Source organism: Corynebacterium jeikeium (assembly GCF_028609885.1).
Lineage (GTDB): Bacteria > Actinomycetota > Actinomycetes > Mycobacteriales > Mycobacteriaceae > Corynebacterium > Corynebacterium jeikeium.
In genome coordinates this window covers 1,834,177-1,855,561 of the sequence record NZ_CP063195.1, presented here as the reverse complement: position 1 = coordinate 1,855,561, position 21,385 = coordinate 1,834,177, and the positions used below count along the sequence as shown (strand labels likewise).

The following is a 21,385-nucleotide window of genomic DNA, read 5'->3' as shown; positions in this document are numbered from 1 at the left end:
TAACAGTTTGACAGTTTCAATTCACACTTTGAAAACCAAACTACGAAACCACAGGTCACGAAAGTGAGAAAACATGCACGTCTATAACAGAGCGCTAGAGATAGCGGAGGCCGTAATAAGCAACAACGTAACCGACCGCGCCGCCGCAATCCGTACAGTCATAGCGCTATACGAAGAAGGGTTGCTGGTATCGGACTACTGGTACAGGCTAACGAGAGACGCCGACCAGGCAGAACAGGCAGAGCAATGACCATTACCGGACCGTGGCACCGCTGGTTCGCGTGGCGTCCAGTACGTACTGAACAGCACGGCTGGCGGTGGCTACGCACCGTAGAACGCAGACAACTCACCGGACCAACATTCTCACCAATGGACAGCCCGTACCTGTGGAAATACCGCCCAACCCCTAACAACCGGAAAGAAGTAAACCATGACCACCAAACATAAACGCTGGAAAGTCTGGCGCGACCGCACAATGGAAGCGCACGGCGACGACCCGTGGATCGGAGCACCAGAACGCAACTGGCAATACAGATCGCCGAAATACAGTTTCCCCACCCACGCCGAAGCCCTCGCCTACGCAGACCGTATGGCACGCACCGTGGAAATCGTGCTGCCAAGGGATAACACAGTTGTCCCGCTTCCAGCTTGCATGGAGAAGGAAGAAAAGCCGATCATGCTCCACCGCTGGGGCGAGCAAATAATCATCGAATGTACAGCCCAAGGGGTCGAGGAGGTTATTTTCATCCACGATGACGAACTGAAACCCCTCGCCCTCGCGCTACTCGCACACCACTACAGACAGGAAGCGCAGTGAGCACCTACCTCTACCTCCAATGCAACAGCCACACCCCGCCACTACAAAGCCCCCATGAGGTAGGCCAGCACCTCCGCGACCTACCCCGCATCCGCGAGGAGATCAACTGGCGCCAAATCCTCTACCGCGCACACCAGAACGGATACCTCGGCTACGAAACCGACTACGGCAGCCAATTCACCAACACACTCCGAACATTCCTGATGCAACACCCACACTGTGATCTACAGATAGTGGACGAATACGGAGACACACACCCACTCGACCCGAAAGAAGAGGAGTAATGCCCGACCCACTCATGCAACAAATCGACCGCTACAACAACTGGCACGAGTACGAGATCACTGTCACCTACACCGCCTACGTCGAAGCGCACAGCGAATACGAAGCCGAAGGGATCGCCAGGGACATGCTCGACACCATCACTAGCGACCACACCCCGCACATCGAAGCCAACAAAATCCCACACACATAGCCAAAGGTCTAGGCAGCGAATGCTTCCGTGATGGGCTCGGAATACGGCCAGGTGGGAGCAAAGGGAAAACTCATTCGGTCGAGACTAACGCCGATGAGACGGACGCGACCCCTGCCATGCCCGAACCTCCTCCGCATCCCACACGGGAGTCCGCCCATCGAAATGACCACACGGACTAGGCGCAGTGCCACGCGCCGCATACGCAGTAAACGTTGGCTTAGTTACACCGCAATAGTCGGCACACTGCGCAGCCGTCCACAAATGCCGTCCAGAATCCAGATCAACCGCCACAATCCGCATCCCAGATCACCTTGCCCTATCCACGCGGCGGTTCAGAGCATCCACAACGGCAGTGGCAGCAACGAACAAGACAGCCAACGCCAACACCGGGGCAGACGCGCCCAGCTTCACCAGCAGGGCAAGGAGAATGACGAAAGCTATGTATCTGAGCAGTAACGCGAGGCTAGCGAGGTTCATGATCGACTCCTTTGAATGTAAGGTGAGAGGGAGCCCTTGCCCCTGGATAGTTTCGGTATCCAGGAGCAGGGGCTTTACTTCTTGCGGTTCCTCCATCTCAGGATGAGGTCTACCCATCCAGGGATTCCGGCGAATGCCGTGACCGCGAGAGTGGCGATTATCTCTAGCGACATAATCTCTTCCTCTCCAGTGAGCGAGACTCTCTTGCTCACTAACACCAGTATACAGCACTAGATATGTAGACGCCAAGCCACACACAAGAAAAGAGACCAACACTACATGACCACCGACCTCCCCACTACACTCCGCCACCTCGCCAACCACCTCCACCACCTCCAAACAGAAATCTGGGAAAACCGCTACCACGCAGCCCGCACCAGCCAAACCGGCGTACGCCACACCACCACAGGACCATCAAGCCCCACCAACGACACACAACTCGACTACCTACTCGACACCCAAACCCGACTTAGAGAACTCGCCACCAACACCTCCGAAGACCTACACATCCTCATCCCGCACAACACACAAGTCGGCAACTACTGGGCAGCCTGGCTCTACCGCCACCGAGCGAGACTCCAGAACCTCACGTGGTACGAAGACCTAGAAGCAGAGCTTCGTGACCTTGAGGCAGAACTCCGTCACCACATCCACCCACAAGCCCCACACGCAGTGAAGCTGCCGGACTACGCCACAGCCGACGAGATAGGCCGAGCACTAGGCAAAACCCCAGACGCAATACGCAAATGGTGCAAACGCCACCACGTCACCGCCTACATCGAAAACGGCAAAACCAAATACCGCACAAAAGAAATCACCGACACATAACACCAGATGTCCATATTCGTGGTACACTTACGTGCGTAAAGCCTGTAATCCCATAACCTCACCACCCGAGGTTGTGGGGTTTTCTCATACGCAAAACCGGAGGTGCACCAAACCTCTATGCCTCCGAAAACACGGAAAACAACCACGCAACGCGGATACGGAACACCACACCAAAGGCAACGCCGACGACTACTCGCCCAACACAAAGACGGCACCCCATGCCCCGAATGCGGCCAACCAATGTACAAAGACGCTGAACGCAACTTCGACCACGCAGCACTAGAAGCTGACCACGGGCCAGGAAGCGCGCTGAAATACGCTAGAAACAAACAGGCGACCAGAGCGACCAGGCTGCTACACCGATACTGCAACCGCAGAGGCGGAGCCTGGGATAAACCGAAGAAGAAAGTGGAAGATCAGCCCGCGGGGAATGGTTTCGCCTGGGCGTGAACAGTGATTAAGACCCGGGCCTGAATTCTTAGGCGGGTGGCGCGTTGACACCCTCCCGCTCGGCCTGCAGGCAAGGCGTCTCTCTCTCCACTGGTCATGACGTTTTTCGGCTTGTTTCGTGGTTCTCGCGAGCTTTTAGGGATGGAGGTAGGTTTTGAGTCATTCTGGATTGGTTAAGGCGTTAGCGGGCGATCGTGAGCTTTCGGAGTTTGATTCCCGCGCAGTGACGATTGTCGCTCAGTTGATCGAAAGAGTGCAGGAGGCGCGGGAGATTATTGCCGCCGAGGGGGCTGTTGTGGATAAGGGGTCGGGGGATCCGGTCGAGCATCCGGCGGTGAAGGTTGAGCGTATGGCGTCGGCTGAGATCCGCGGTTGGGTGAAGGAGCGCCCGGATCTGTTTGGGGTGCGTCCTGCGGATGGTGGCCATGTTTCGGGTGCCAACGTGGATAAGTTCGGTGGTTTCAAGCTCGTGAAGTAGTCATTTTGGTGATCGGAGGTGTCTGGTGGGTAAGCCGGAGTGGTTGATTGGGTGCCAGACGCCAACGCACCAACATGTCCCTGCCGGTGACACTGAGTTTGCCAGCAAGGCGTGTGAGTTTGTCCGTTGGGCAGGCCTTAATCTGTATCCCTGGCAAGAAGAGCTGCTGCGCGACTCGTTATTGCAGACCGATGAGGGTATGTGGGCGTCTCGTGAGGTCGTTGTGTCTCTTGCCCGCCAGAACGGCAAGGGTGAGGTTCTTGTCGCTCTTGAGCTTGTAGCCATTTACCTGTGTGGCGCGGAGCGCATTATGCATTCGGCACACTTCTTGGATACTGCGATGGATGCCCGCGACCGTCTTTGGGATGTTATCGAAGCAAACCCGGCGCTCATGGAGTGGTGGGAGGACGAGCACCCGGGTGTTTCGCCTCGCCCCGTGATGGGTAATGGCAAAGATGCGATTAAGTTTCCAAATAAGGCGAAGATCTACTATCGGACGCGTACAAAGAAGACTGGTCGTGGCCTGTCGTTCGACTGGCTGATCTTCGATGAGTGTTTTGACCTGCCGAATGAGGTTTACGCGGCGATGAATAATACGACGAAGGCGCGGCCTAATGCACAGAAGGTGTTTATCTCGTCTCCGGTGAACACGCGGGAGCATTTCCATGGTGCGATCTTCTCGGCGAAGCGGTGGGCGGCTTCTGACGGGTCTGACGGCATGCTGTTCAAGGAATGGTGCCGGGAACCGGATGATGATCCGTTTGATGAGGCAACGTGGGCGAAGGCAAACCCGTCGTTGGTGAATGAGCCGCGCCCCGGTGTGCAGTTGGATGAGGTTCGTTCGGAGGCCGCGTCAGCTCGCACTTCAGAAGCGCTATTGGATCCGTTTCTGGTGGAGACGTTGGGGCAGGGAGAATGGGTACCACGTGACGGTGACGAGGTTAGTGACTTTGTTCCGATTGTTGATCTGTCTGATTGGTCTGCCGCGTCGGAGTTGATGCCGGCGTCGTTGGGGGATTCATGTGTGGCTGTGGATGTCACCCCTGATGGTGAAGCGGTCGGTGTGGTGTCTGCTGCCCAGTGGGGGGATCGGTTGTTTTTGTCGCTGGCTCCTTATGAAGAGTTCGATCGCAGTGTTGTCGTTGAGAAGGTCGGCAGCACTGTGGAATTGAATGATCCTGTTGCTGTGGTGCTTGATCCATCAGGGCAGTGTTCCACGATGGTGGAGCCGCTGCGGGGTGTGGGGGTGGAGCCGGAGCTGTTGAGCGGTGGGCAGGTGTCGAAGGCTTATGAGCTGTTTCTGCGTTTGTGGGCGGAGAAGCGGATCGTGCATGACGGGGCGCAGCGGTGGCTTGATGCGTTGGGGGTGGCGCAGGAGCGGTCGAAGAATGGCCGGTATCGCAGCCTTGACCGATACTCCGGGGATGTGACTGTCCTGGTGGCCGCAACGTTGGCCGTATGGGGGTTGCAGGAGTTCGGGGTGGGGGATGGCGAGGTTGAGGTTAAGCGTAAGCGTCATTATGTGAGCTCGGCACGGGCGGTGAAGAAGCAGCGTCGTGTGTCTGAGATGAGTTTCTAGGAGGTGGCCAGCATGGCTGGTTTGAATGTGCGTGAGGTTGGCCATGCGCGGGCTACCCGTAACTATGCGCTTGCGGATGATAATTGGGAACTGCGGTTCCCGCACTCCGCGAAGGTGTTCGCGAAGATGGGGCGCGAGGACGCGCAGGTGACGTCCGTGCTTCGTGCGGTGACCCTGCCGATTCGCCGCGCGACGTGGTTTGTGGAGCCGAACGGCGCGCCGGATGAGATTGTGGGGGCGGTGTGTGAGGATCTGCGTTTGCGGGCGAAGGGTGAGGACCCGAATAAGCCGTTCGCGCCGCGCACGGGCCGTGTGTCGTGGGAGAAGCACCTTGAGCAAGCGTTGAAGGCGCTGCAGTTCGGCCATATGTTCTTTGAGCAAGTGTATGAGCCGGGGTTGGATGGGCGTGAGCATTTGGTGAAGCTCGCGCCGCGGTGGCCGGGCACGATCGATCGGATTAAGGTCGCCGACGATGGCGGGTTGGAGTCGATCCGACAGACTGCCATCACGGGGAGGCATCGGCAGGGCGAGGCGCGGAGTATTCCCGTTGATCGTCTGGTTGCGTATGTTTTCGATGATGAGGGGGCGCAGTGGACAGGTAAGTCTGTTCTGCGTCCTGCGTATAAGCACTGGAAACTGCGCGATTCGTTGCTGCGTCTTGAATTGAACACGTTAGACCGTAACGGCATGGGAGTGCCCGTGTACACGGGTTCCGATGTGGCGATGGATCCGGATAAAGACCTCGAGGATGGCCAGGTCATCGTTGAGGGGTTCCGCGCTGGCGAGCATTCGGGGGCTTCTATCCCGGCTGGGGCGAAGTTGCAGCTGCTGGGCACCTCGGGTCAGCTAGTTAGCCCACGTGAGGCGATTAATTACCACGACAGCATGATTGCGAAGTCGGTGTTGGCGCACTTCCTGAACCTCGAGGGCAAGGGAGGCTCCTACGCACTAGCGGAGACCCAATCCGACCTGTTCATCCAATCGCTGCAGACCACCGCGGAATGGGTAGCGGATGTGGCGACACAGCACATCGTGGAGGACTTGGTGCGGGTCGCATTTCCAGAGCACACCGGACTGGTGCCTCGCATCTCATTCGACCCAATTGCATCCAAGAAGGAGATCAGTGCAGCTGATCTAGCGAACTTGAAGAACGCTGGCCTGATCCTGAGCGATAAGGATTTGGAAGAGGATTTGCGTCGCCGGTACACGCTGCCGCCGAAGCAGAAGCTTACTGATGCTTTGGAGTCGAAGAAGCAGCGTCAACGCCTTGAGGAAGAAATGGGCGTCACGCTGAGTCCCCAGGATGAAGTTCCTACTGATGTTGCCTCTGTTGAAGAGTCGAAGCCCGCGCCTGATGCGGCGGAGTCGTTCGACGCGTACCGCGAGCCAGTGACGGGAGGTTCCGGCACCGGGGAACCATTGGCGCCCGCCCTCGCTGACATTGAACGTCGATTTGAACTTGAAAAGCGGTACAACGCAGCACTTGATTTGAACGCTGAGCTCTTAGCCAAGGTGGCGCGATTGAAAGGTGGAGCATGAACGAGATTTTGATGTATGGGCCGATTGGGCCGGATTTTTGGGAGCCTGAGAATGCGATTACTGCGAAGTCGGTGATGGCTCAACTCTCCGAAATCTCCGGTGATGTCACTGTACGTATCTCATCTGGTGGCGGTGATGTCTACGAAGGCGTGGATATCATGACGGCCCTGAAGAACCACGATGGTGAGGTCACGGTGATTGTGGAATCGCTGGCCGCGTCTGCCGCGTCGTTTATTGCGGTTGGTGGTGCTGACCGTGTTCTCATGCGGAAGTCATCGGAGATGATGCTGCATCGTGCGTGGACTTTGGCTGAGGGTAATGCGGATGATGTTCGCAAGACATTGGGAGACCTTGAGCGCCAGGACAACAAGCTGGCCGCTATCTACGCCGGTAAGGCCGGTGGTGAGGTGCAGGACTGGTTGGACGCGATGAGCGCAGAGACCTGGTACACCGCCGAGGAGGCTGTGGCCGCTGGGTTGGCGGATGGAATTGTGGCTGAGAAGTCGTCCGCGCCGGAGCCGTCGGCGTCGTTGGCGAAGCGGCGTTTCAAGTTCGCTAACCGGGCTGCGGCTCCGCCGCCGCCTGTCTCCCGGTCGGTATCGGGGGACATTTCTACTACGCCCAGTGATGGGCAGATTGGAGACAAGATGAGTATCTTGAATCAGCTCGCCAAGGAGCTGGGCAAGTCGCCGGAGGACGTGCAGAACGCACTCTCCGGCTTTTTTAATGAAGAGGTCACCGTGACCGCCACGATTGATCTGGCATACCCGGAGGACACGACGGTGGTGCCGACGGGTGCGGTTGAGGTCGCGCCGGTCGGTGAGGTTCCCGCTGGTGTGACCTTTGAGGTGACTGAGGTGCCGGATGGTTGGGCTGGGGAGGTCGTCGAGGATACCGGCGTGCTGAAGGTGACCGCACCAGCGAACGTAGAGCCTGACACCACGGTTGAGTTCACCGTTACAGCTAACGGCGGGGACGCTCCGGTTGAACTGATCGTCCCAGTGATGGTGAAGGCCGCCGCTACTGACACAGAGGAAGAGACGGGCGAAGATCCAGCGCCAGCCGCGCCTGTTTCGGGTGGTGACACGATCACGCTGGACTCGGAGACCTACGCAGAGCTTAAGGCCGCTGCACAGCACGGTTGGAAGGCGATGGAGGAGCAGAAGGAAGCCGCCCTTGTCGCCGAGGTAGACAGCTGGGTCAAGGAAGGCCGTATCTCTGCAGCCCGCCGCACGAAGGCGATTGCCGCGATGAAGCGTGACCCGGAGGCCGCCCGCGACATCTACGGGTCCAACCCGGCTGGCACCATCCCGCGCGCGGAGATCGGCTACGGCAAGGACACCGAGCAGGAGCCGTCTAAGAATCTGTCCGCGAAGGCCGACAAGGTCGGCTTTCTTTCCCGCAAGAACTTTCACTAAGGAGAAGAAATAATGCCGAATCCCACTTTCCGCTCCGGCCCCATCAGCTACAAGGCCGAAGCAGACGTAACCAAGTTCCGACTCGTCCAGGTCGGCGAGAACGGTGTAAAGCACGCCGACGCCGCTGGCCCGGTGTTCGGTGCGGTCACCGAGAATGCATTCGCCGAGAAGGAGACCCAGCCGTCGAACACCCTGGCACTTGATGCGCCGAACATCGTTGCAGTGCACATCGGACCGGCCACCGTCCCACTCGAAGTTGATGGGGATGCTGCGGCGATTAAGCAGGGCGCGCCGGTGTACGCCGCCGCCGACGGCAAGGTGTCCGCCTCCGGGTCTCTGCTTGTGGGTGTTGCCGCCCGCACGGGTGCTGGCAAGACCGTTAAGACAACCCTCGTAATCCCAGTCGTTGCCCCGGCAGCGGCGGGCTAACCCCACAACTTTTGAGAAGGAGAAAACATAATGAGTGATCTCATTACTAGCGCCTACGACGGTCCGAAGCTGACCGTATCCGAAATGATGGCAGACCCAACCTTCATTCCACAGCGTGTGATTGATGGCCTGCAGGGGCAGTTCCTAGAGGACCTGTTCTTCCGCCAGGCTGAGGACAACAAGGGTGTTGTGGCATTCCGTGAAGCCGCCGGTCTGTATCTTGCTGATGATGCTGAGGAGATCGCCGAGTTCGGCGAAATCCCAGTGTCTGCCCCGGAGCTGGGGCCGCTGCGCGCCGCATACGGCATCAAGTCCGGTGAGGCTATCCGCATCTCGTACGAGATGAAGAAAGAGAACAAGGTTGACCAGGTAGACCGTCACATCCAGGCTCTGGAAAAGACTGTCATCCGCCACGGCATTAACGCTGTCCTTGGCGTTTTTGAGTCGGCAAAGGTTCCGGAGCTGCAAGTATCCGCGCCGTGGACTGGTGGCGATCCGGTGAAGGATCTGTTCGATGCTGTGGAGATGGTGCAGGCTGCGAACGACGGTGATGTAAACCGTCAGTTCGACTACGAGCCGAACACAATCCTGCTGCACCCGGCGTCCTACACGAAGCTGGTGCGCAACGAGGCTATGCAGAAGTACTACATCGGCAACGCCGCCCTGGATAACCCAGTATTCCTTGACCAGAATGGTGATTCCATCTTCGGCGGTCTGCGGAATACTGAACTGTTCGGCACGCTTCGTGTTGCTACTTCTCGTCTGATTGAGCCGGGCACGGCGTACATTTTCGAGGCGCAGGGCGTTGGCTTCAAGTCGGATACGATGCCGCTGACCGCTACGCCTCTGTACTCCGAGGGCGGCCAGTCTGACCTGGGTGGCCCCACCATGTCCTGGCGCTCCGACCTGGTGCGCAAGCGCGCCATTGCGGTTGATAACCCGAAGGCCGTTGTGAAGCTGACCGGGATTGCCTAATGCCCAAGGTCACACTGGCAAAGTTTTGGAGTCCGGAGGACATTGTGTATCCACCAGGGACTGTTGTCGAGGTGGATGAGGCGACGGCGCAGTGGCTTGAGTCCTGTGGCGCGGTAGCTGATCCGTCGGAAGGGAAGCCGGCATCCAAGCCGGAGCCGAAGCCGACGGTAGTTCCGGAGGCGAAGCCAACGACGGGCGCTAAGCCAGCTGGCGACATGCCGCGCCCGGCGCGCGCCGCGTCGATCGACGAGTGGCGCAAGTACGCAGAGACGCAAGGCATCGTCACCAAGGGGCTGTCTAAGAAGGACATCATCGCAGCTACCCGCTAGAAGGAAGAGGGAGGTACAACATGCTTGAGATTGACGCCGAGTATGTGGCCGACCGCCTACCTCGTGAACTGACCGAAGATGAGATGGAACGCCTTGGAGTGTTGATCGATGACGCGGTGGAGTTGATCGAGGTAGCGTTCCTGCGCGCCGGGCGAGACTTCCACGCGGAACTCGAGACAGTCCCGTGGATGGAGGCGGCAGCCCGGCGCGTGGTGCTAGAGATGGTGTCCGCGGCCACGATGGTTGGCAGCAACGCCGGCATGCGATCGGTGTCATCCACCACGGGGCCACAGTCAGATTCGGTGACGTTCTCCGATGTTGATTCGGTCTCGTGGGGTGGGGTGAAGCTCACCGATGAGCTGCTGAAGTTGCTGGGGTTGTGGCAGCGTGGCGCGCGGGGGCGGTTTCCTCGTCCTCGTCGTTGGCCGGAGAGGTGGTCGCCGTGATACGTCCAGACCAAGCTGGGGAACCAATCACTATCAGAGGAGCGCTGGTAGGGCGGGACCGGCGAGGTCGGCCACAGTACGCGCCAGGGATACTCGTGGAGCATTGCATTGTGTCTCCCGCTGGCGACCAGGTCATCAAGGGGAACGACTTTGTACATGGCGACATGGAACGCCTGCAGATCATCGCCCCGGCAGGAACTCGCGTTGCCGATGGTGACGTCGTTGAGGTGCGTGGTGAGGATTTCACGGTGCAGCAGCGTATGTCTTTTGATTACAGCGTTGGCCGTCGTCCTGCGGTTTCCTGGCACCAGCCGAAGGTCGTTTTCATTGTGGAGCGTGGGGAGGTGAGCGGCGATGTCGCTTAACATGGACGCCATCTTTAAGCAGATGGCACAGCAGCCTCACGTGCGTAAAGCAGTAAATGATCGTGCGGAGAAGCTGCGTGACTACATGGAGATGCGCTGGCCGAAGGTCAATAAGATTAGCGATAGTCAGCGTGCACGCTTGGAGAAAGCCCCAGAGCATACGATTCTGGTGACCCCTGTGGAGTCACAGGCTGATGGTCGCCCGCTTGCGGTCGTTACCGTACGGCACCCCGGCGCTGTGATGAAACAGGCGCAGACGGGGTTTGTGACGAGGGCGGTGCAGGATGTCTCCTAGCGCCGGCTTCACACCTGACCCAGTGGTCGTAACCTTCCGCCATGTTTCCCGCCTGTTCCCCGACACTGATCAGGACATGTTGCACCAATACCAACTGCCTGATGGGTATAACTGCCACACAGACGGCATTGCCGTTGTCGTGGCGGAAGATACTCAGCAAGCAGATGGAGCAGCGCATACCCGCGACCTAGTACGGGTAAGTGTGTACGGTCCTGACCAACAGCAGGTGCGTGCCCTGGGGCGGAATCTGTACACAGCACTCACCCAGGGCATTACGGGGATTGGTTTGGGGGTTAGTCGCCGTCAGTCGTCGTTTTTTGGGGTGGGACCCAGTTTCCAGCCCACGGGGTTTGTCTCCACTATGAGTGTGTCGGTCGGAATCGGCAGACTCTTCGCAAACCTCTAACAATCTAGTTTCCAGCCGTCAGTAAAACCACTGGCGGCTTCAATCATTTCTATTCCTTTTCGAGAGGGGAAAAACCTATGTCTCAGAACCGCGCAGTAGGGCTGAATGTGAAGGTGCTTGAGGACCGTGAGGTCCTCTTCTGCTTTGACGAGGATGCAGCCCACGTTGATATTGATACGGGCACTTTCGTTGGCCCGTGGCACTCCGCTGGTGTGGAGCCTACCGACTCTACTCATGGCGAGACCCGTGAGGTGACCAGCAACAAGACCAACCTCACTGGTGGCCAGTCCGCAACCAGCTTCACTGCTGGTGCTGTTACCGGCACGGTCGACCTGATCCCTGGCACTGCTGTTCTGCGCCACATTGAGTGGCCGGATACTACGGAGAAGGACGGTGTTCTGTACCTGGCGCACACCAGTCAGGTTGCGAAGGCCATGGTCGCCCGCGTGTACAAGTACCAGTCCGGTGTTGTGGAGATCAAGGTCTCCCGTAAGCCTGCCCTGCTGTCTGTGCAGGATCGCACCTACGGTACTGATCCGCAGCCGCGCTCCCTCGCCATCGACTACGAAAACGGCGATGACGAGCTGATGTTTGAGCAGCGTTTCTACAAGGTTGACGAGGATGGTTCCGTGCGTGAGGTTAAGCCGAAGGTCTTTAAGACCATCGCTGATCTACAGAAGCAGGTTGAGGCAGGTAAGGCGTTCACTCCGGACGGCTCCGCTTCCGGTCTGACTGGCTATGTGCCGGTGAAGGACACTGACGATGACGGTGTGACCCTGCACGAGATCAAGGACGAAGGCAAGGCAGCATCGGGGGAACAGTAACCCCATCGGATAACAACGGCGATAGCACGCCGGCCTCCGATGGGGAGAGCACCCCTGGTGTCGATACGCAGCCGGAGGCAGAGTCTCCGGCAACAGGCGTCTAGACAGTTTGGTACGTCGGTAAACACGCCTCGGGGGTGACGTCCTCGGGGGTGCGGGTAATGGTTGCTGAGGTTGGGGGTTCGATTCCCCCTGCCCGCGCTGGGCGAGCATGACTTTATTGGTTCGGGTCATGCTCCGCCCTCCTTTTTCGAACCACGAACCAAGAACCAGGAGAACCATCATGGCCACTAAGAAGACCACGAGTGTTGCAAAGACCACTAACGCAGATGTTGACGTCGTAGACGGTAACGGTGAGAAGAGGGAGCCGGTGTTCGCTGACGGTATTTACACCGAATACGGTGTGGAGCTGGGTAACGGCGCGGAAGTGGACATTGAGGTGATCGTTGATAAGCGGAAGCTCCCGGCATCTTACGGTCTGCTGCTGGCTGAGGGGAATGGACCGGCCATCATCATGGCTACTCTCACTACTCGCACTCGCCGCTTCCTGGATTGGGCGGGCGCGACCCTGGATGATATTGAGGACGTTCTGCCTGGCGTGATTAGCCGTGGTCAGGAGTTCTCCGAGGATAGCTAGTGGCGTTACGGGCGATCCTCGCTGACTCGCCCGATGCGTGGGTAGTTTTTCAATTCCAGGGGGAGGAGCTGCGAGCCCGATTCGATCCCATGTGGATGGGGGCTGAAAACCTTGTCAAGGTTCTGGATAGCCCGGGGCTTATTCGTCGTATTTTTGACCAGGATTCGCAGATGCGACTGACCCTAGCTGACCCGTTTAGCCAGCGTATTGACGAGCTGTTTGAGGCCTATCTGGGTGCCGTTGGTTTGTCGATGCGCCGACTAGGGATCCTCGTTCATGCTTTGGAGCATGTGGAGGATCTTGAGGTTGATCTGCTGCGGGTGGGGTTGGATGTGCGTGACTGGCTCGATCCCGAAGGGGGGCTGTCTTCTCGTCGCGTGGCGCTGATCGTGGAGGATTTGTTTGATCGTCCTGAGTCGCGTATCGGCGCTGCGTATATGGGGATTCTCCCTGCAGATAAGGCAGCTATCGGCATTGCTCAGTACCTATCGGATAAGGACGACTTGCACAGGTTCCTGTGGTCGCCGGAGGAGCTGGAGAAGGATGTGGAGAAGCAGCGCGAGGAAGAGGCGAAACGTGCCCGCATTATGGCGCGCAGTCGGCAAGTAGATTAACAGTTTTTAGAGGGGATTGTCGTGGCGGATTTAGGTTTTGTTGCTGTTCCTGTCATGCCTGTTTTCAAGGGCATGTCGAAGGCGTTCGCGGAGCGTTTGGAGAAGCCTGCGAAGGAGGCTGGTAAGCGTGCTGGTAAGTCGATTACCGGCGAGCTTGATAGCGCTGTGTCGAATCTTGAGCGGCAGGTGAAGGCTTCTGAGTCGAAGCTGGCGAAGTTCGCTAGGGATTCTGAGGCGGCGACGGCGAAGCAGGAGCAGAAGAAGCAGGATCTGAAGGTTGTCACGCTTGAGTTGCAGGCTGCTGAGGAGAAGTACCAGAAGGCTGTAGCCTCCGGGAATTCCGGTACTGCGGAGCTGGCGAAGGTCGAGAAGGCCAAGGGCAAGGTGCTCAAAGCCACTACTGATCTGGCGACCGCTGAGGGCGACGCTAAGGCCGCTGCGAAGAAGTATGAAGATCAGCAGAAAGATCTGTCTGATACTTCCGGCAAGCTGAAGAAGGCGCAGGAAGACGCGGCTAAGGGGATCGACAAGACCACTGACGCGCTGGGTGATGGTGACGAGAAGGCCAAGAGCTTTAAGAAGTCTATTGGCAAGATTGCGGTTGGTGTTGGTGCTGCGATTGGTGCTATCGGTAGTCTCGGTAAGGCTGCGTATGAGCTTGGCGCGTCTTTCGATGACGCTTACGACACTATCCGTGTGGGTACTGGTGCGTCTGGTGCGGCTTTTGAGGGGCTACAGCAGTCCCTGCGTAATGTCGCGCAGAATTCGATTGGTGTTGGTGGGGATATTGCGGAGATCGGCACGACCCTGGCTGACCTGAATACGCGCTTGGGTGTTACGGGCGAGCCGTTGGAGAAGCTGACTACCCAGTTCCAGCAACTGCAGGGCATGGGTATCGACGCTGACATCAACAAGGTGACCGGCGCGCTGCAGCAGTTCGGCATTAAGGGTGAGGCTGCGCCTGCTGCGATGGATGATCTTTTCCGTATTTCGCAGGCGACTGGCCGGTCTATCACTGAGATCACAGACAACCTGTCGAAGTCCGGTCCGGCGCTGCAGCAGTTTGGCTTCGGTCTGAATGAGTCCGCTGGCCTGCTGGGCGCATTAGACAAGGCTGGTCTGGACTCTGAGAAGACTCTGGGGTCTATGACTAAGGCGCTGAGCGTGTTCGCCAAGGAAGGTAAAGAGCCTGAGAAGGCGTTGTGGGGTACGATCCAGAAGATCGATGAGCTGTCCAAGTCCGGTAAGGACATGGAGGCGATTGATCTTGCGAATAAGATTTTCGGCGCTAAGGGTGGCGCTGGTTTTGTCGCTGCTGTGAAGTCGGGGAAGTTTGAGTATGACGATTTCATGGATTCGATTGGGGCGTCTGGTGACACGATTGGTGGTGTTGCTGAGGAGACCGCCGACTTTGCGGAGAAGTGGGATAATTTCAAGCTGAAGGCGATGCTGGCGATTGAGCCTGTGGCGACTGCGGTGTTCAACCTCATGGTTCCGGCACTTGACTTCGCTTCCCGCGCTATGGCTGGCCTGTCTTCGTGGGTTACTGACAAGCTCGTCCCGGCTTTTAAGGACTTCGGGGAGTGGCTGCAGAAGAATGAGGCGTGGATTAAGCCGTTGGCTGCTGTGGTTGGCACTCTGGCTGCTGCGTATGGGCTGCTGGCTATCCAGGCGAAGATCGCGGCTGCTGGCGGTCTGTTGAAGTGGTTCACGAGTCTGACCGCTGTCACTAAGGCACAGACGGCTGCACAGACCGCGTTGAACCTGGTGATGAATGCTAATCCGATTTTCCTGATTGTGACGGCTATTGCTGCGGTTGCGGCTGGGTTGGCTGTCTTTTTCACTAAGACGGAAAAGGGGCGCGAGGTCTGGCAATCCCTGATGGATGCGTTTAATGCCGCATGGCAGTGGCTGAAAGACACTTTCGTCCCTATTTTTGATTGGATCGGCGAGAAGGCCTCTCAGGCTTGGCAGCTTATTCGGATCGCTTGGGATGGTCTGACGACTGGTGTTTCTAATGGCTGGGCGACCTATGTGCAGCCGGTTTTCCAGGCTTTTTCTGATGCTGCTACATGGTTGTGGCAAAATATCCTGCAACCCGTTTTTGGTTTCATTTCTGATGCGTTTACGACTACTGCGGGGACTATTTTCTCGCAGTGGGAGACCGTCATTAAGGTTGCGTGGGATGCCCTATCTGCCGCTGCTACTTGGCTGTGGGAGAACGTACTGCAGCCGACGTTTAAGCAGATCGGAGAATCTTTCCAGGCTATGGGCGCTGGGATCGCTTGGACGTGGGAGAACGTCATAAAGCCGGTCTGGGATGCACTGTCTGTCGCTGCTACTTGGCTGTGGGAGAATGCGCTGAGGCCGGTATTTAATTGGATTGCTGATCAATTTGGGCAAACCGGTGGGCGTATTTCGATTATTTACAATTCGATTATTCGCCCTACCCTTGAGGCTTTCGGTGCTTTCGTGAAGTGGGTTTGGGGGAAACTCATTTCCCCCACTTTCGGAAATATCAAGCGCGGAGTTTCGCTAGTGGGTGACGCTTTCAAATTTGCTTGGGAGCGGGTCATTAAGCCCGCGTGGGATAACCTGGGTAAAGGCATCCAGTGGGTAGCGGATAAGCTGGTCAAGCCAACTTTCAAGGGATTGCGCGACGGGCTAGATACCCTGAAAGATTGGTTTTCTAAAACCGTCGACGCTATTGGAAAAATCTGGGATGGCCTGAAGGAAGCCGCAGCTAAGCCGGTACGTTTTGTGGTCAATACGGTCTGGAATAACGGCATATTGAAGGCCGTTAACGCCGTGACAAAATTCATCCCTGGCCTAAAGGCTCCCGCCCCGGTGAAGATCAACTTCAACACTGGTGGTGTGCTGCCTGGATATACCCCTGGGCGTGACCCGTATACGTTTGTGGAGCCTCGCACGGGTATGCGGATTGGCCTGTCCGGTGGTGAGGCGATCCTGCGACCTGAGGCGACTAAGGCGCTGGGTAAGGATTGGGTTGACCGTATCAACGCTGCTGCTCGTCAGGGTGGCAAAAATGGTGTGGAAAACCAGCTGCGCCGGAGCCATTTCGCCACTGGCGGCGTGCTTGACCTAGGCAATTTCGCCAAGGGTGGATTCACTAACCTTGCTGGCGCGCTGTCTGCTGTGCAGCGGTCACACGGCGAATTCGTGGGGCACTTTTTCCCTGGTGTTTTCAACCTGACCTCTGCGTCCCGTAGCGAGCCTGGCTCGTACCATGACTACAGTGCGCAGAAGGCTACTGACTGGCAGAACCCGGCAACCTATAAAACGCAGCGTCCGTCTAGCGAGTCGAAGGCGCTGGCGCGGGCGATCTACAAGGTTTTCCCCTCGTCTGCGGAGTTGATCCACTGGCCGCTTGATGGCTGGCAGAATCTGAAGCACGGCAACCCGATTAACTTCGGCGCTGGCACTAATGCTGGCCACCAGAACCACGTTCACTGGGCTACGAATGGCCCCGTGAAGTTTGATGCGTCGAAGTCGCTGGCTGACATTGGCGTTGGTTTTGCTGGCGCTATGGGGTCTGCCGTTAGCTCCGCTACCAGCGTCTTTAGTCTCGTAAAGAAGGCGTGGGATGCCGTTATCAATAAGATCGCCAAGTTTGATGGCGAGGGTAACGGCTCTTGGTTCTCTGATGTGCCTGGTGCGTTCCTGAAGACCGCGTCCCAGAAGATGTGGGATTTCATCGCTGAGAAGGCGAAGAAGTTCGGCTCGTCTCTGATGGGCGGTGGCGGTGGCGGTGCTCGTCCTGCGTCTCAGTGGGCGGATGCTGCTCGTGAGGCTCTGCGTCGTGCTGGATATGGCGAGGAGTACCTCGATATCATGCTGAAGCAGATTGATATCGAGTCCTCGGGTAACCCGCGTGCGGTGAACAATTGGGACTCTAACGCGGCGAAGGGCACACCTTCTGGTGGTCTTTTGCAGGTGATTGAGCCTACGTATCGTGGTGTTCGTGCTGCGAATCCGCAGGCGTTTGAGGGGTTGCCGGATGATCGTTTTGATCCGGTAACGAACCTGACGGCTGGTGTTTTGTGGACGAAGCAGCGTTACGGTGGTCCTGGTGCTGTGTGGCCTACCCGTGCCGGTTATGCCTCTGGCGGTATCGTCGATTTGGCCAACTTGATGAGTGCGAAACTGTATGACCGTGGTGGTTGGCTGAAGCACGGTGAGGTGGCGGTCAATAAGTCCGGTAAACCTGAACCTGTTCTCACTAACCAGCAGTGGGGCGTACTGTCCCGCGGTTTCGTGGAGCTGGGCAAGCTCGTCCCCGCTATCAAGGACTGGGCGATGGTGCAGGCGAAGCAGGTTAATGCTTTCGAGAAGCACATGGCTAAGGTCGCCGATCCCTCCACCCGTGAGGGTGTTACGGCGCGTGCGCTGGCGGGGCGCTTTGGTGAGATCGTGGGCATGCTCGGCGGCGAGAATATCCAGAAGATCACCGAAAAGCTCCTATCCGCCGAGAAGGGGTTGTTGGATGCGCGTGAGGCGCAGGCCTCCCGACTGGCGAATATTGCCGAAAAGGAAAAGGCGCTGGCAGAGGCGCGGAAGTCTCTAAGCAGCGTGAAGTCCGATAAGGGCGAAGCGGCAACGGCTGTCAAGGATGCCAAGAAAGAATCCAGTGAGAAGATCAAGGAGGCTGAGAAGGCGCTGGCTGACGCCCGCAAGGACGGCAAGCCAGACAAGATCGCTAAGGCCGAGAAGAGCCTAGCGAAGATCCGTAAGGAGACGCAGAAGAAGCAGTCTGAGGCAGAGAAGAAGCGCTCCGAGGACGTGAAGAAGTCCACGGATGATGTGGCGAAGGCTGAGGCAGAGCTGGCGCAGGCTCGCATAGAGTCCGTGCGTAATCTGGACATGCCGCTTCACGATCTGCTGCCGGGGCTGGATGACTCTTTCCGTAGTGCCGCGAAGCTCGCGTCTGATAACGGCCTGGGTGGCGTGGCGCACCAATTGTCCGGTATGGCTGCGCTGACTGGACCCGCTGGTATTTCTGCGGGCATGGCTATCGAGTACCTGAAAACTGGCATTGACCTGGTCAGATTCTTTGTGGATATGATTAAGGAGCTGGTGGAGCGGATCTACAAGGTGCAGCTGGCGTCTCGCCAGGCTGTCGCTGATTCGTGGGAGGCTATCGCCGCCTACTCGAAGTTGGTTGTGGAGCTGCAGCATAACGCGGCGAAACTGCAGCAGGAGTTGGTGCGGAGCGCGAATGCGCAGCGTGACGCGGAGTTTAAGCTTCGTGTGGCGCAGCAGGATCGTCTGGTCGCGGCTGCTGAGGGTGAGCTTGCCGTGGCGCGCGCCCGTATGGAGCTGGATGAGGAGATTCGTAAGGGTGCTGTGGCGGCGCAGTTGAAGCTGATGGGGCTGCATGAGGATTGGGATACGTACCTGTCCTTTGCTGCCTTGGAGGCTGAGGGTGTGCTTGAGCAGTGGTCTGATACTGCGATTAGTGCCCTGTTCCGCTATGAGCAGGCGCGGGCGCAGGCGCTCCGTGGGGAGCTGCAGGCGCGTGTGGAGCAGATCCAGGCTGAGGCTGCGCTGGCTAAGGCGACCCGCGAGAATGCTCGCAACCAGCAGGATTTGTTGGTCGCGCAGGAGCGCCTGATCCGCATGTCCGCGAAGGTCGCCGGTGTTGATCTCGTGGAGGCGCAGGGCGGCGCGCAGGCATCGAAGCTGCTGGTTGAGATGTTCGAGGCTGATAAGGCGCTTAGGAAGAATGTTCTGGGGCGCTGGGGCTATCAGTTGGGCGCGCAGGGCAGTTTCGCTAACGAATACCGTGGCCAGCTTGCCCAGCGTGAGACGCTGCAGAAGGCTTTGGATGCTGTCCTGGCCGAGTCCGGCATCACGCTGGATGATGTGGACATGCAGCGACTGTTTTCCCAGATGGGTGCGGTTGCGTGGCGTGGTGGCGACCCGATGGATGTTATCCGCTCGCAGCTGCCCCGCCTGGTGGAGGCGGAGACCGCGCTTAAGGTCAATGAGTCGCTGAAGCCGATCTACGAGGCCAAGGATTCGATCCGCGATCAGGCTCGTGAGGTTGAGGATTTCCGATCTGAGATCGATCTATACGAGAAGGTCACCCCGCTTGAGGAGACAATCAAGGGTCTTGAGTATGCGGTGAAGTCCCTTGATCATTCTGCGGATGCTTTCGCTAAGGGGAATGAGAAGATCCGTGGTGATTACCTGCGTGCGGCTAAGGCTAATGCTGATGCTGCGGGCAAGTTTGGTGTGGATTGGAAGCTTGATCCGAAGTATTCGGGGGCGCGCGATCGGGTGCAACGCGAGTACACGATCCACATGAGTGGGGAGAATATGTATACGGCTGATGAGGTCGATGAGCTGCTGAAGCGCGTGACCAGCGGGTCTAACGTGCGCGTGAGGACGGTTGTGTCTGCGTCTGACGTGGCTGTTCGTCGAAAGGAGCTGATCTAGCGTGCTAGATGTGTTTTTGCGAACGAGTCTGGGGGATCGGTTTAGATTGACTGGTACTCCGGCTGATTCGCCGGTGTTGTCCCCATATGGTGCGCTAGAGACGCTCAAAGCTAACGTGTCCAGGTCTGATTTGGCTGTCCCCGGTGGTGCTGGTGTGCTGCCGGGTAGGCGCAGGTTTGGGGCGATCCAGACCGAGCTTGAGTTCTACCTGCAGACAGAGACCGGCGAGGAGCTAGCGGAGGTGTATGCGCGCCTTCGTCGTGGCTGGTCCCAGGCGACGTGGGATAACCCGTGCATGATTGAGATTGAGGGCGACCACCCACTGAACACTCTGGTATTTGATTCGGTGGTGGATGGTGCGTTGCCTGGCGTGCCGGTGGATATGTCCCGGCGCACTCAGGAGACACTGAAAGTCCCGGTGGTGTGTCGTGATGGTTTGGCTCGTACTGATGTGCAGACCGGGCGGGGAAGCGTCACTGTGACGAATGCCGGGGATACCCTCATATACCCCCGGATTGTCTACGAGGGCAATGGTGGGCGGGTTACTAGCCCGTCTGGCGCTACTTTCACGCTGCCTAGTGTGAAGGAGCGCACGACGATTGACCTAGACTCGTCGAGGTTGCGTCTTGATGGCGCTGTTTCGGAGGGCGTGCCACCTGGCAAGTCTGGTACGTGGGTGTTGCCTGATGGTGCTCGTCTGGAGTGGTGGCTGATGGTGGCCGACCCGTGGGGCTAAAAAATGGGACTTTAAGCATTCGGAGGTGTGGTACCGCCTCCTCCTTTTTTATGACTAACTGAATCTTTGTGAGGTGTATAATAGGTACTGAAAGGCCCCGCAGCGACGGCCATCGCTACGGGGCTACCAAGATCACTGTAAGGAGTGATGATGGCATGGGTAACTATACACCTTGCCCTGGGTGTGCTGACGAGAAGTGGGCGGATGTTCCGGGGTACGAAGGTTTCTACCGCATATCAACTTGCGGTCGAATCAAGAGCTTAAGGCGTGAACTGCCGACCCGCAACGGGCAAAGGCACATTGCACCTGAAACAAACCTTAAGCAACATCTCAATGTGAACGGTTACCCATCGGTAACCCTTTATCGTGACCGTCGGGGAATTCGGAAACAGATTCACCAGCTTGTTCTGACAACTTTTGTCGGTGAGTGCCCTGCCGGAATGGAGACGCTTCACGCCGATTCGGTTCGGACCAACCCACATCTAACTAATTTGAGTTGGGGCACGTCCAGCGATAACAACTACGACATAGTAAAGGCCGGAAATCACTGGGCAGTGAGTAAATCTCACTGCTTGAACGGTCATGAGCTAGTCAATCCTAACCTTGTTAAATCAACCGCGAAAAGGGGTCACCGGGATTGTCTGGCATGCGCCCGTGCTCGAACCAAAATAAGTCATGCACGCAATCGCAAAGGGTTAGATATTTCTGGTGACATGCAGAAGATTTCAGATTCTTACTACGAGCAGATCATGTCTGTTGCGTAGGGATAAGTAAACGATGTGGCCTCCGATTTTCATCGGGGGCCTTTT

Annotated in this window: 22 protein-coding genes; 20 read left to right on the top strand and 2 right to left on the bottom strand. The window is 57.6% G+C overall.

What is annotated here, in order from left to right; genetic code table 11:
* Nucleotides 1-430: 430 nt before the first annotated feature.
* Genes CJEIK_RS08235 through CJEIK_RS08225 form a run of 3 tightly spaced genes read left to right on the top strand, consistent with a single transcriptional unit; the run spans nucleotide 431 to nucleotide 1,292 of the window.
* Nucleotides 431-817, top strand: coding sequence for a hypothetical protein (locus CJEIK_RS08235; protein WP_034964476.1), 387 nt, complete (start codon nucleotides 431-433; stop codon nucleotides 815-817).
* Nucleotides 814-1,101, top strand: coding sequence for a hypothetical protein (locus CJEIK_RS08230; RefSeq protein WP_005293509.1), 288 nt, complete (start codon nucleotides 814-816; stop codon nucleotides 1,099-1,101). Before CJEIK_RS08235 ends, CJEIK_RS08230 begins: the two co-directional genes overlap by 4 nt.
* Complete coding sequence (locus CJEIK_RS08225; protein WP_005293507.1) at nucleotides 1,101-1,292, top strand: hypothetical protein; 192 nt, start codon at nucleotides 1,101-1,103, stop codon at nucleotides 1,290-1,292. The genes CJEIK_RS08230 and CJEIK_RS08225 overlap by 1 nt, the downstream gene beginning before the upstream one ends.
* 306 nt (nucleotides 1,293-1,598) lie before the next feature.
* Here the strand turns inward: CJEIK_RS08225 and CJEIK_RS08220 are convergent, their stop codons facing one another.
* Nucleotides 1,599-1,769, bottom strand: a complete 171-nt coding sequence (locus tag CJEIK_RS08220; RefSeq protein ID WP_155115497.1) for a hypothetical protein — start codon at nucleotides 1,767-1,769, stop codon at nucleotides 1,599-1,601.
* 74 nt (nucleotides 1,770-1,843) lie between these two features.
* Nucleotides 1,844-1,981, bottom strand: a complete 138-nt coding sequence (locus CJEIK_RS08215) for a hypothetical protein (protein WP_169305850.1) — start codon at nucleotides 1,979-1,981, stop codon at nucleotides 1,844-1,846.
* A 67-nt stretch (nucleotides 1,982-2,048) separates the two neighbouring features.
* On the opposite strand from CJEIK_RS08215, the gene CJEIK_RS08210 reads away from it, so the two are divergent.
* The 17 genes from CJEIK_RS08210 to CJEIK_RS11365 all read left to right on the top strand — a co-directional run bounded on the left by CJEIK_RS08210 (nucleotide 2,049) and on the right by CJEIK_RS11365 (nucleotide 21,340).
* Complete coding sequence (locus CJEIK_RS08210) at nucleotides 2,049-2,597, top strand: hypothetical protein (protein ID WP_005293497.1); 549 nt, start codon at nucleotides 2,049-2,051, stop codon at nucleotides 2,595-2,597.
* A 604-nt stretch (nucleotides 2,598-3,201) separates the two neighbouring features.
* Nucleotides 3,202-3,525 (top strand): P27 family phage terminase small subunit, encoded by a 324-nt coding sequence (locus CJEIK_RS08205; RefSeq protein WP_050760813.1) that lies wholly within the window; start codon nucleotides 3,202-3,204, stop codon nucleotides 3,523-3,525.
* 199 nt (nucleotides 3,526-3,724) lie between these two features.
* Entirely contained in the window at nucleotides 3,725-5,104 is a 1,380-nt protein-coding gene (locus CJEIK_RS08200) for a hypothetical protein (RefSeq protein ID WP_143336412.1), read from the top strand.
* 12 nt (nucleotides 5,105-5,116) lie between these two features.
* A complete protein-coding gene (locus CJEIK_RS08195) occupies nucleotides 5,117-6,643 on the top strand; it encodes a phage portal protein family protein (protein WP_005293487.1) in 1,527 nt (508 codons plus the stop codon).
* The gene (locus CJEIK_RS08190) at nucleotides 6,640-8,061 is read left to right on the top strand and encodes a head maturation protease, ClpP-related (RefSeq protein WP_005293484.1); all 1,422 of its coding nucleotides are present in this window, start codon (nucleotides 6,640-6,642) and stop codon (nucleotides 8,059-8,061) included. Before CJEIK_RS08195 ends, CJEIK_RS08190 begins: the two co-directional genes overlap by 4 nt.
* A gap of 12 nt (nucleotides 8,062-8,073) precedes the next feature.
* Complete coding sequence (locus tag CJEIK_RS08185; protein ID WP_005293482.1) at nucleotides 8,074-8,490, top strand: hypothetical protein; 417 nt, start codon at nucleotides 8,074-8,076, stop codon at nucleotides 8,488-8,490.
* Between the two features lie 30 nt (nucleotides 8,491-8,520).
* Nucleotides 8,521-9,465, top strand: coding sequence for a phage major capsid protein (locus CJEIK_RS08180; protein WP_005293478.1), 945 nt, complete (start codon nucleotides 8,521-8,523; stop codon nucleotides 9,463-9,465).
* On the top strand, nucleotides 9,465-9,794 hold the full coding sequence (locus CJEIK_RS08175; protein WP_005293476.1) for a hypothetical protein: 330 nt from the start codon (nucleotides 9,465-9,467) through the stop codon (nucleotides 9,792-9,794). Before CJEIK_RS08180 ends, CJEIK_RS08175 begins: the two co-directional genes overlap by 1 nt.
* Nucleotides 9,795-9,814: 20 nt before the next feature.
* A complete protein-coding gene (locus tag CJEIK_RS08170) occupies nucleotides 9,815-10,240 on the top strand; it encodes a Gp19/Gp15/Gp42 family protein (RefSeq protein ID WP_005293473.1) in 426 nt (141 codons plus the stop codon).
* A 110-nt stretch (nucleotides 10,241-10,350) separates the two neighbouring features.
* Nucleotides 10,351-10,605: a hypothetical protein gene (locus tag CJEIK_RS08165; RefSeq protein ID WP_050760812.1), complete on the top strand. Its 255-nt coding sequence runs from the start codon at nucleotides 10,351-10,353 to the stop codon at nucleotides 10,603-10,605.
* Nucleotides 10,595-10,900, top strand: coding sequence for a hypothetical protein (locus CJEIK_RS08160; RefSeq protein ID WP_005293467.1), 306 nt, complete (start codon nucleotides 10,595-10,597; stop codon nucleotides 10,898-10,900). The genes CJEIK_RS08165 and CJEIK_RS08160 overlap by 11 nt, the downstream gene beginning before the upstream one ends.
* A gap of 483 nt (nucleotides 10,901-11,383) precedes the next feature.
* Nucleotides 11,384-12,130: a hypothetical protein gene (locus tag CJEIK_RS08155; RefSeq protein WP_005293461.1), complete on the top strand. Its 747-nt coding sequence runs from the start codon at nucleotides 11,384-11,386 to the stop codon at nucleotides 12,128-12,130.
* 283 nt (nucleotides 12,131-12,413) lie between these two features.
* A complete protein-coding gene (locus CJEIK_RS08150; RefSeq protein ID WP_005293458.1) occupies nucleotides 12,414-12,767 on the top strand; it encodes a hypothetical protein in 354 nt (117 codons plus the stop codon).
* Entirely contained in the window at nucleotides 12,767-13,381 is a 615-nt protein-coding gene (locus CJEIK_RS08145; RefSeq protein WP_005293454.1) for a hypothetical protein, read from the top strand. Before CJEIK_RS08150 ends, CJEIK_RS08145 begins: the two co-directional genes overlap by 1 nt.
* A gap of 54 nt (nucleotides 13,382-13,435) precedes the next feature.
* The gene (locus CJEIK_RS08140; RefSeq protein WP_005293452.1) at nucleotides 13,436-19,840 is read left to right on the top strand and encodes a phage tail tape measure protein; all 6,405 of its coding nucleotides are present in this window, start codon (nucleotides 13,436-13,438) and stop codon (nucleotides 19,838-19,840) included.
* 115 nt (nucleotides 19,841-19,955) lie between these two features.
* The gene (locus CJEIK_RS08135) at nucleotides 19,956-20,576 is read left to right on the top strand and encodes a hypothetical protein (protein WP_143336413.1); all 621 of its coding nucleotides are present in this window, start codon (nucleotides 19,956-19,958) and stop codon (nucleotides 20,574-20,576) included.
* A gap of 155 nt (nucleotides 20,577-20,731) precedes the next feature.
* On the top strand, nucleotides 20,732-21,340 hold the full coding sequence (locus CJEIK_RS11365; protein ID WP_005293447.1) for an NUMOD4 domain-containing protein: 609 nt from the start codon (nucleotides 20,732-20,734) through the stop codon (nucleotides 21,338-21,340).
* The last annotated feature ends 45 nt before the right edge of the window (nucleotides 21,341-21,385 follow it).

Excerpts from the sequence above, each read along its gene's own strand:
- CJEIK_RS08235 (WP_034964476.1), top strand. The coding sequence starts at position 431 with ATGACCACCAAACATAAACGCTGGAAAGTCTGGCGCGACCGCACAATG.
- CJEIK_RS08225 (WP_005293507.1), top strand. The coding sequence starts at position 1,101 with ATGCCCGACCCACTCATGCAACAAATCGACCGCTACAACAACTGGCAC.
- CJEIK_RS08220 (WP_155115497.1), bottom strand. The coding sequence starts at position 1,769 with ATGAACCTCGCTAGCCTCGCGTTACTGCTCAGATACATAGCTTTCGTC.
- CJEIK_RS08210 (WP_005293497.1), top strand. The coding sequence starts at position 2,049 with ATGACCACCGACCTCCCCACTACACTCCGCCACCTCGCCAACCACCTC.
- CJEIK_RS08200 (WP_143336412.1), top strand. The coding sequence starts at position 3,725 with ATGTGGGCGTCTCGTGAGGTCGTTGTGTCTCTTGCCCGCCAGAACGGC.
- CJEIK_RS08195 (WP_005293487.1), top strand. The coding sequence starts at position 5,117 with ATGGCTGGTTTGAATGTGCGTGAGGTTGGCCATGCGCGGGCTACCCGT.
- CJEIK_RS08190 (WP_005293484.1), top strand. The coding sequence starts at position 6,640 with ATGAACGAGATTTTGATGTATGGGCCGATTGGGCCGGATTTTTGGGAG.
- CJEIK_RS08185 (WP_005293482.1), top strand. The coding sequence starts at position 8,074 with ATGCCGAATCCCACTTTCCGCTCCGGCCCCATCAGCTACAAGGCCGAA.
- CJEIK_RS08180 (WP_005293478.1), top strand. The coding sequence starts at position 8,521 with ATGAGTGATCTCATTACTAGCGCCTACGACGGTCCGAAGCTGACCGTA.
- CJEIK_RS08175 (WP_005293476.1), top strand. The coding sequence starts at position 9,465 with ATGCCCAAGGTCACACTGGCAAAGTTTTGGAGTCCGGAGGACATTGTG.
- CJEIK_RS08170 (WP_005293473.1), top strand. The coding sequence starts at position 9,815 with ATGCTTGAGATTGACGCCGAGTATGTGGCCGACCGCCTACCTCGTGAA.
- CJEIK_RS08160 (WP_005293467.1), top strand. The coding sequence starts at position 10,595 with ATGTCGCTTAACATGGACGCCATCTTTAAGCAGATGGCACAGCAGCCT.
- CJEIK_RS08155 (WP_005293461.1), top strand. The coding sequence starts at position 11,384 with ATGTCTCAGAACCGCGCAGTAGGGCTGAATGTGAAGGTGCTTGAGGAC.
- CJEIK_RS08150 (WP_005293458.1), top strand. The coding sequence starts at position 12,414 with ATGGCCACTAAGAAGACCACGAGTGTTGCAAAGACCACTAACGCAGAT.
- CJEIK_RS08140 (WP_005293452.1), top strand. The coding sequence starts at position 13,436 with ATGCCTGTTTTCAAGGGCATGTCGAAGGCGTTCGCGGAGCGTTTGGAG.
- CJEIK_RS11365 (WP_005293447.1), top strand. The coding sequence starts at position 20,732 with ATGGGTAACTATACACCTTGCCCTGGGTGTGCTGACGAGAAGTGGGCG.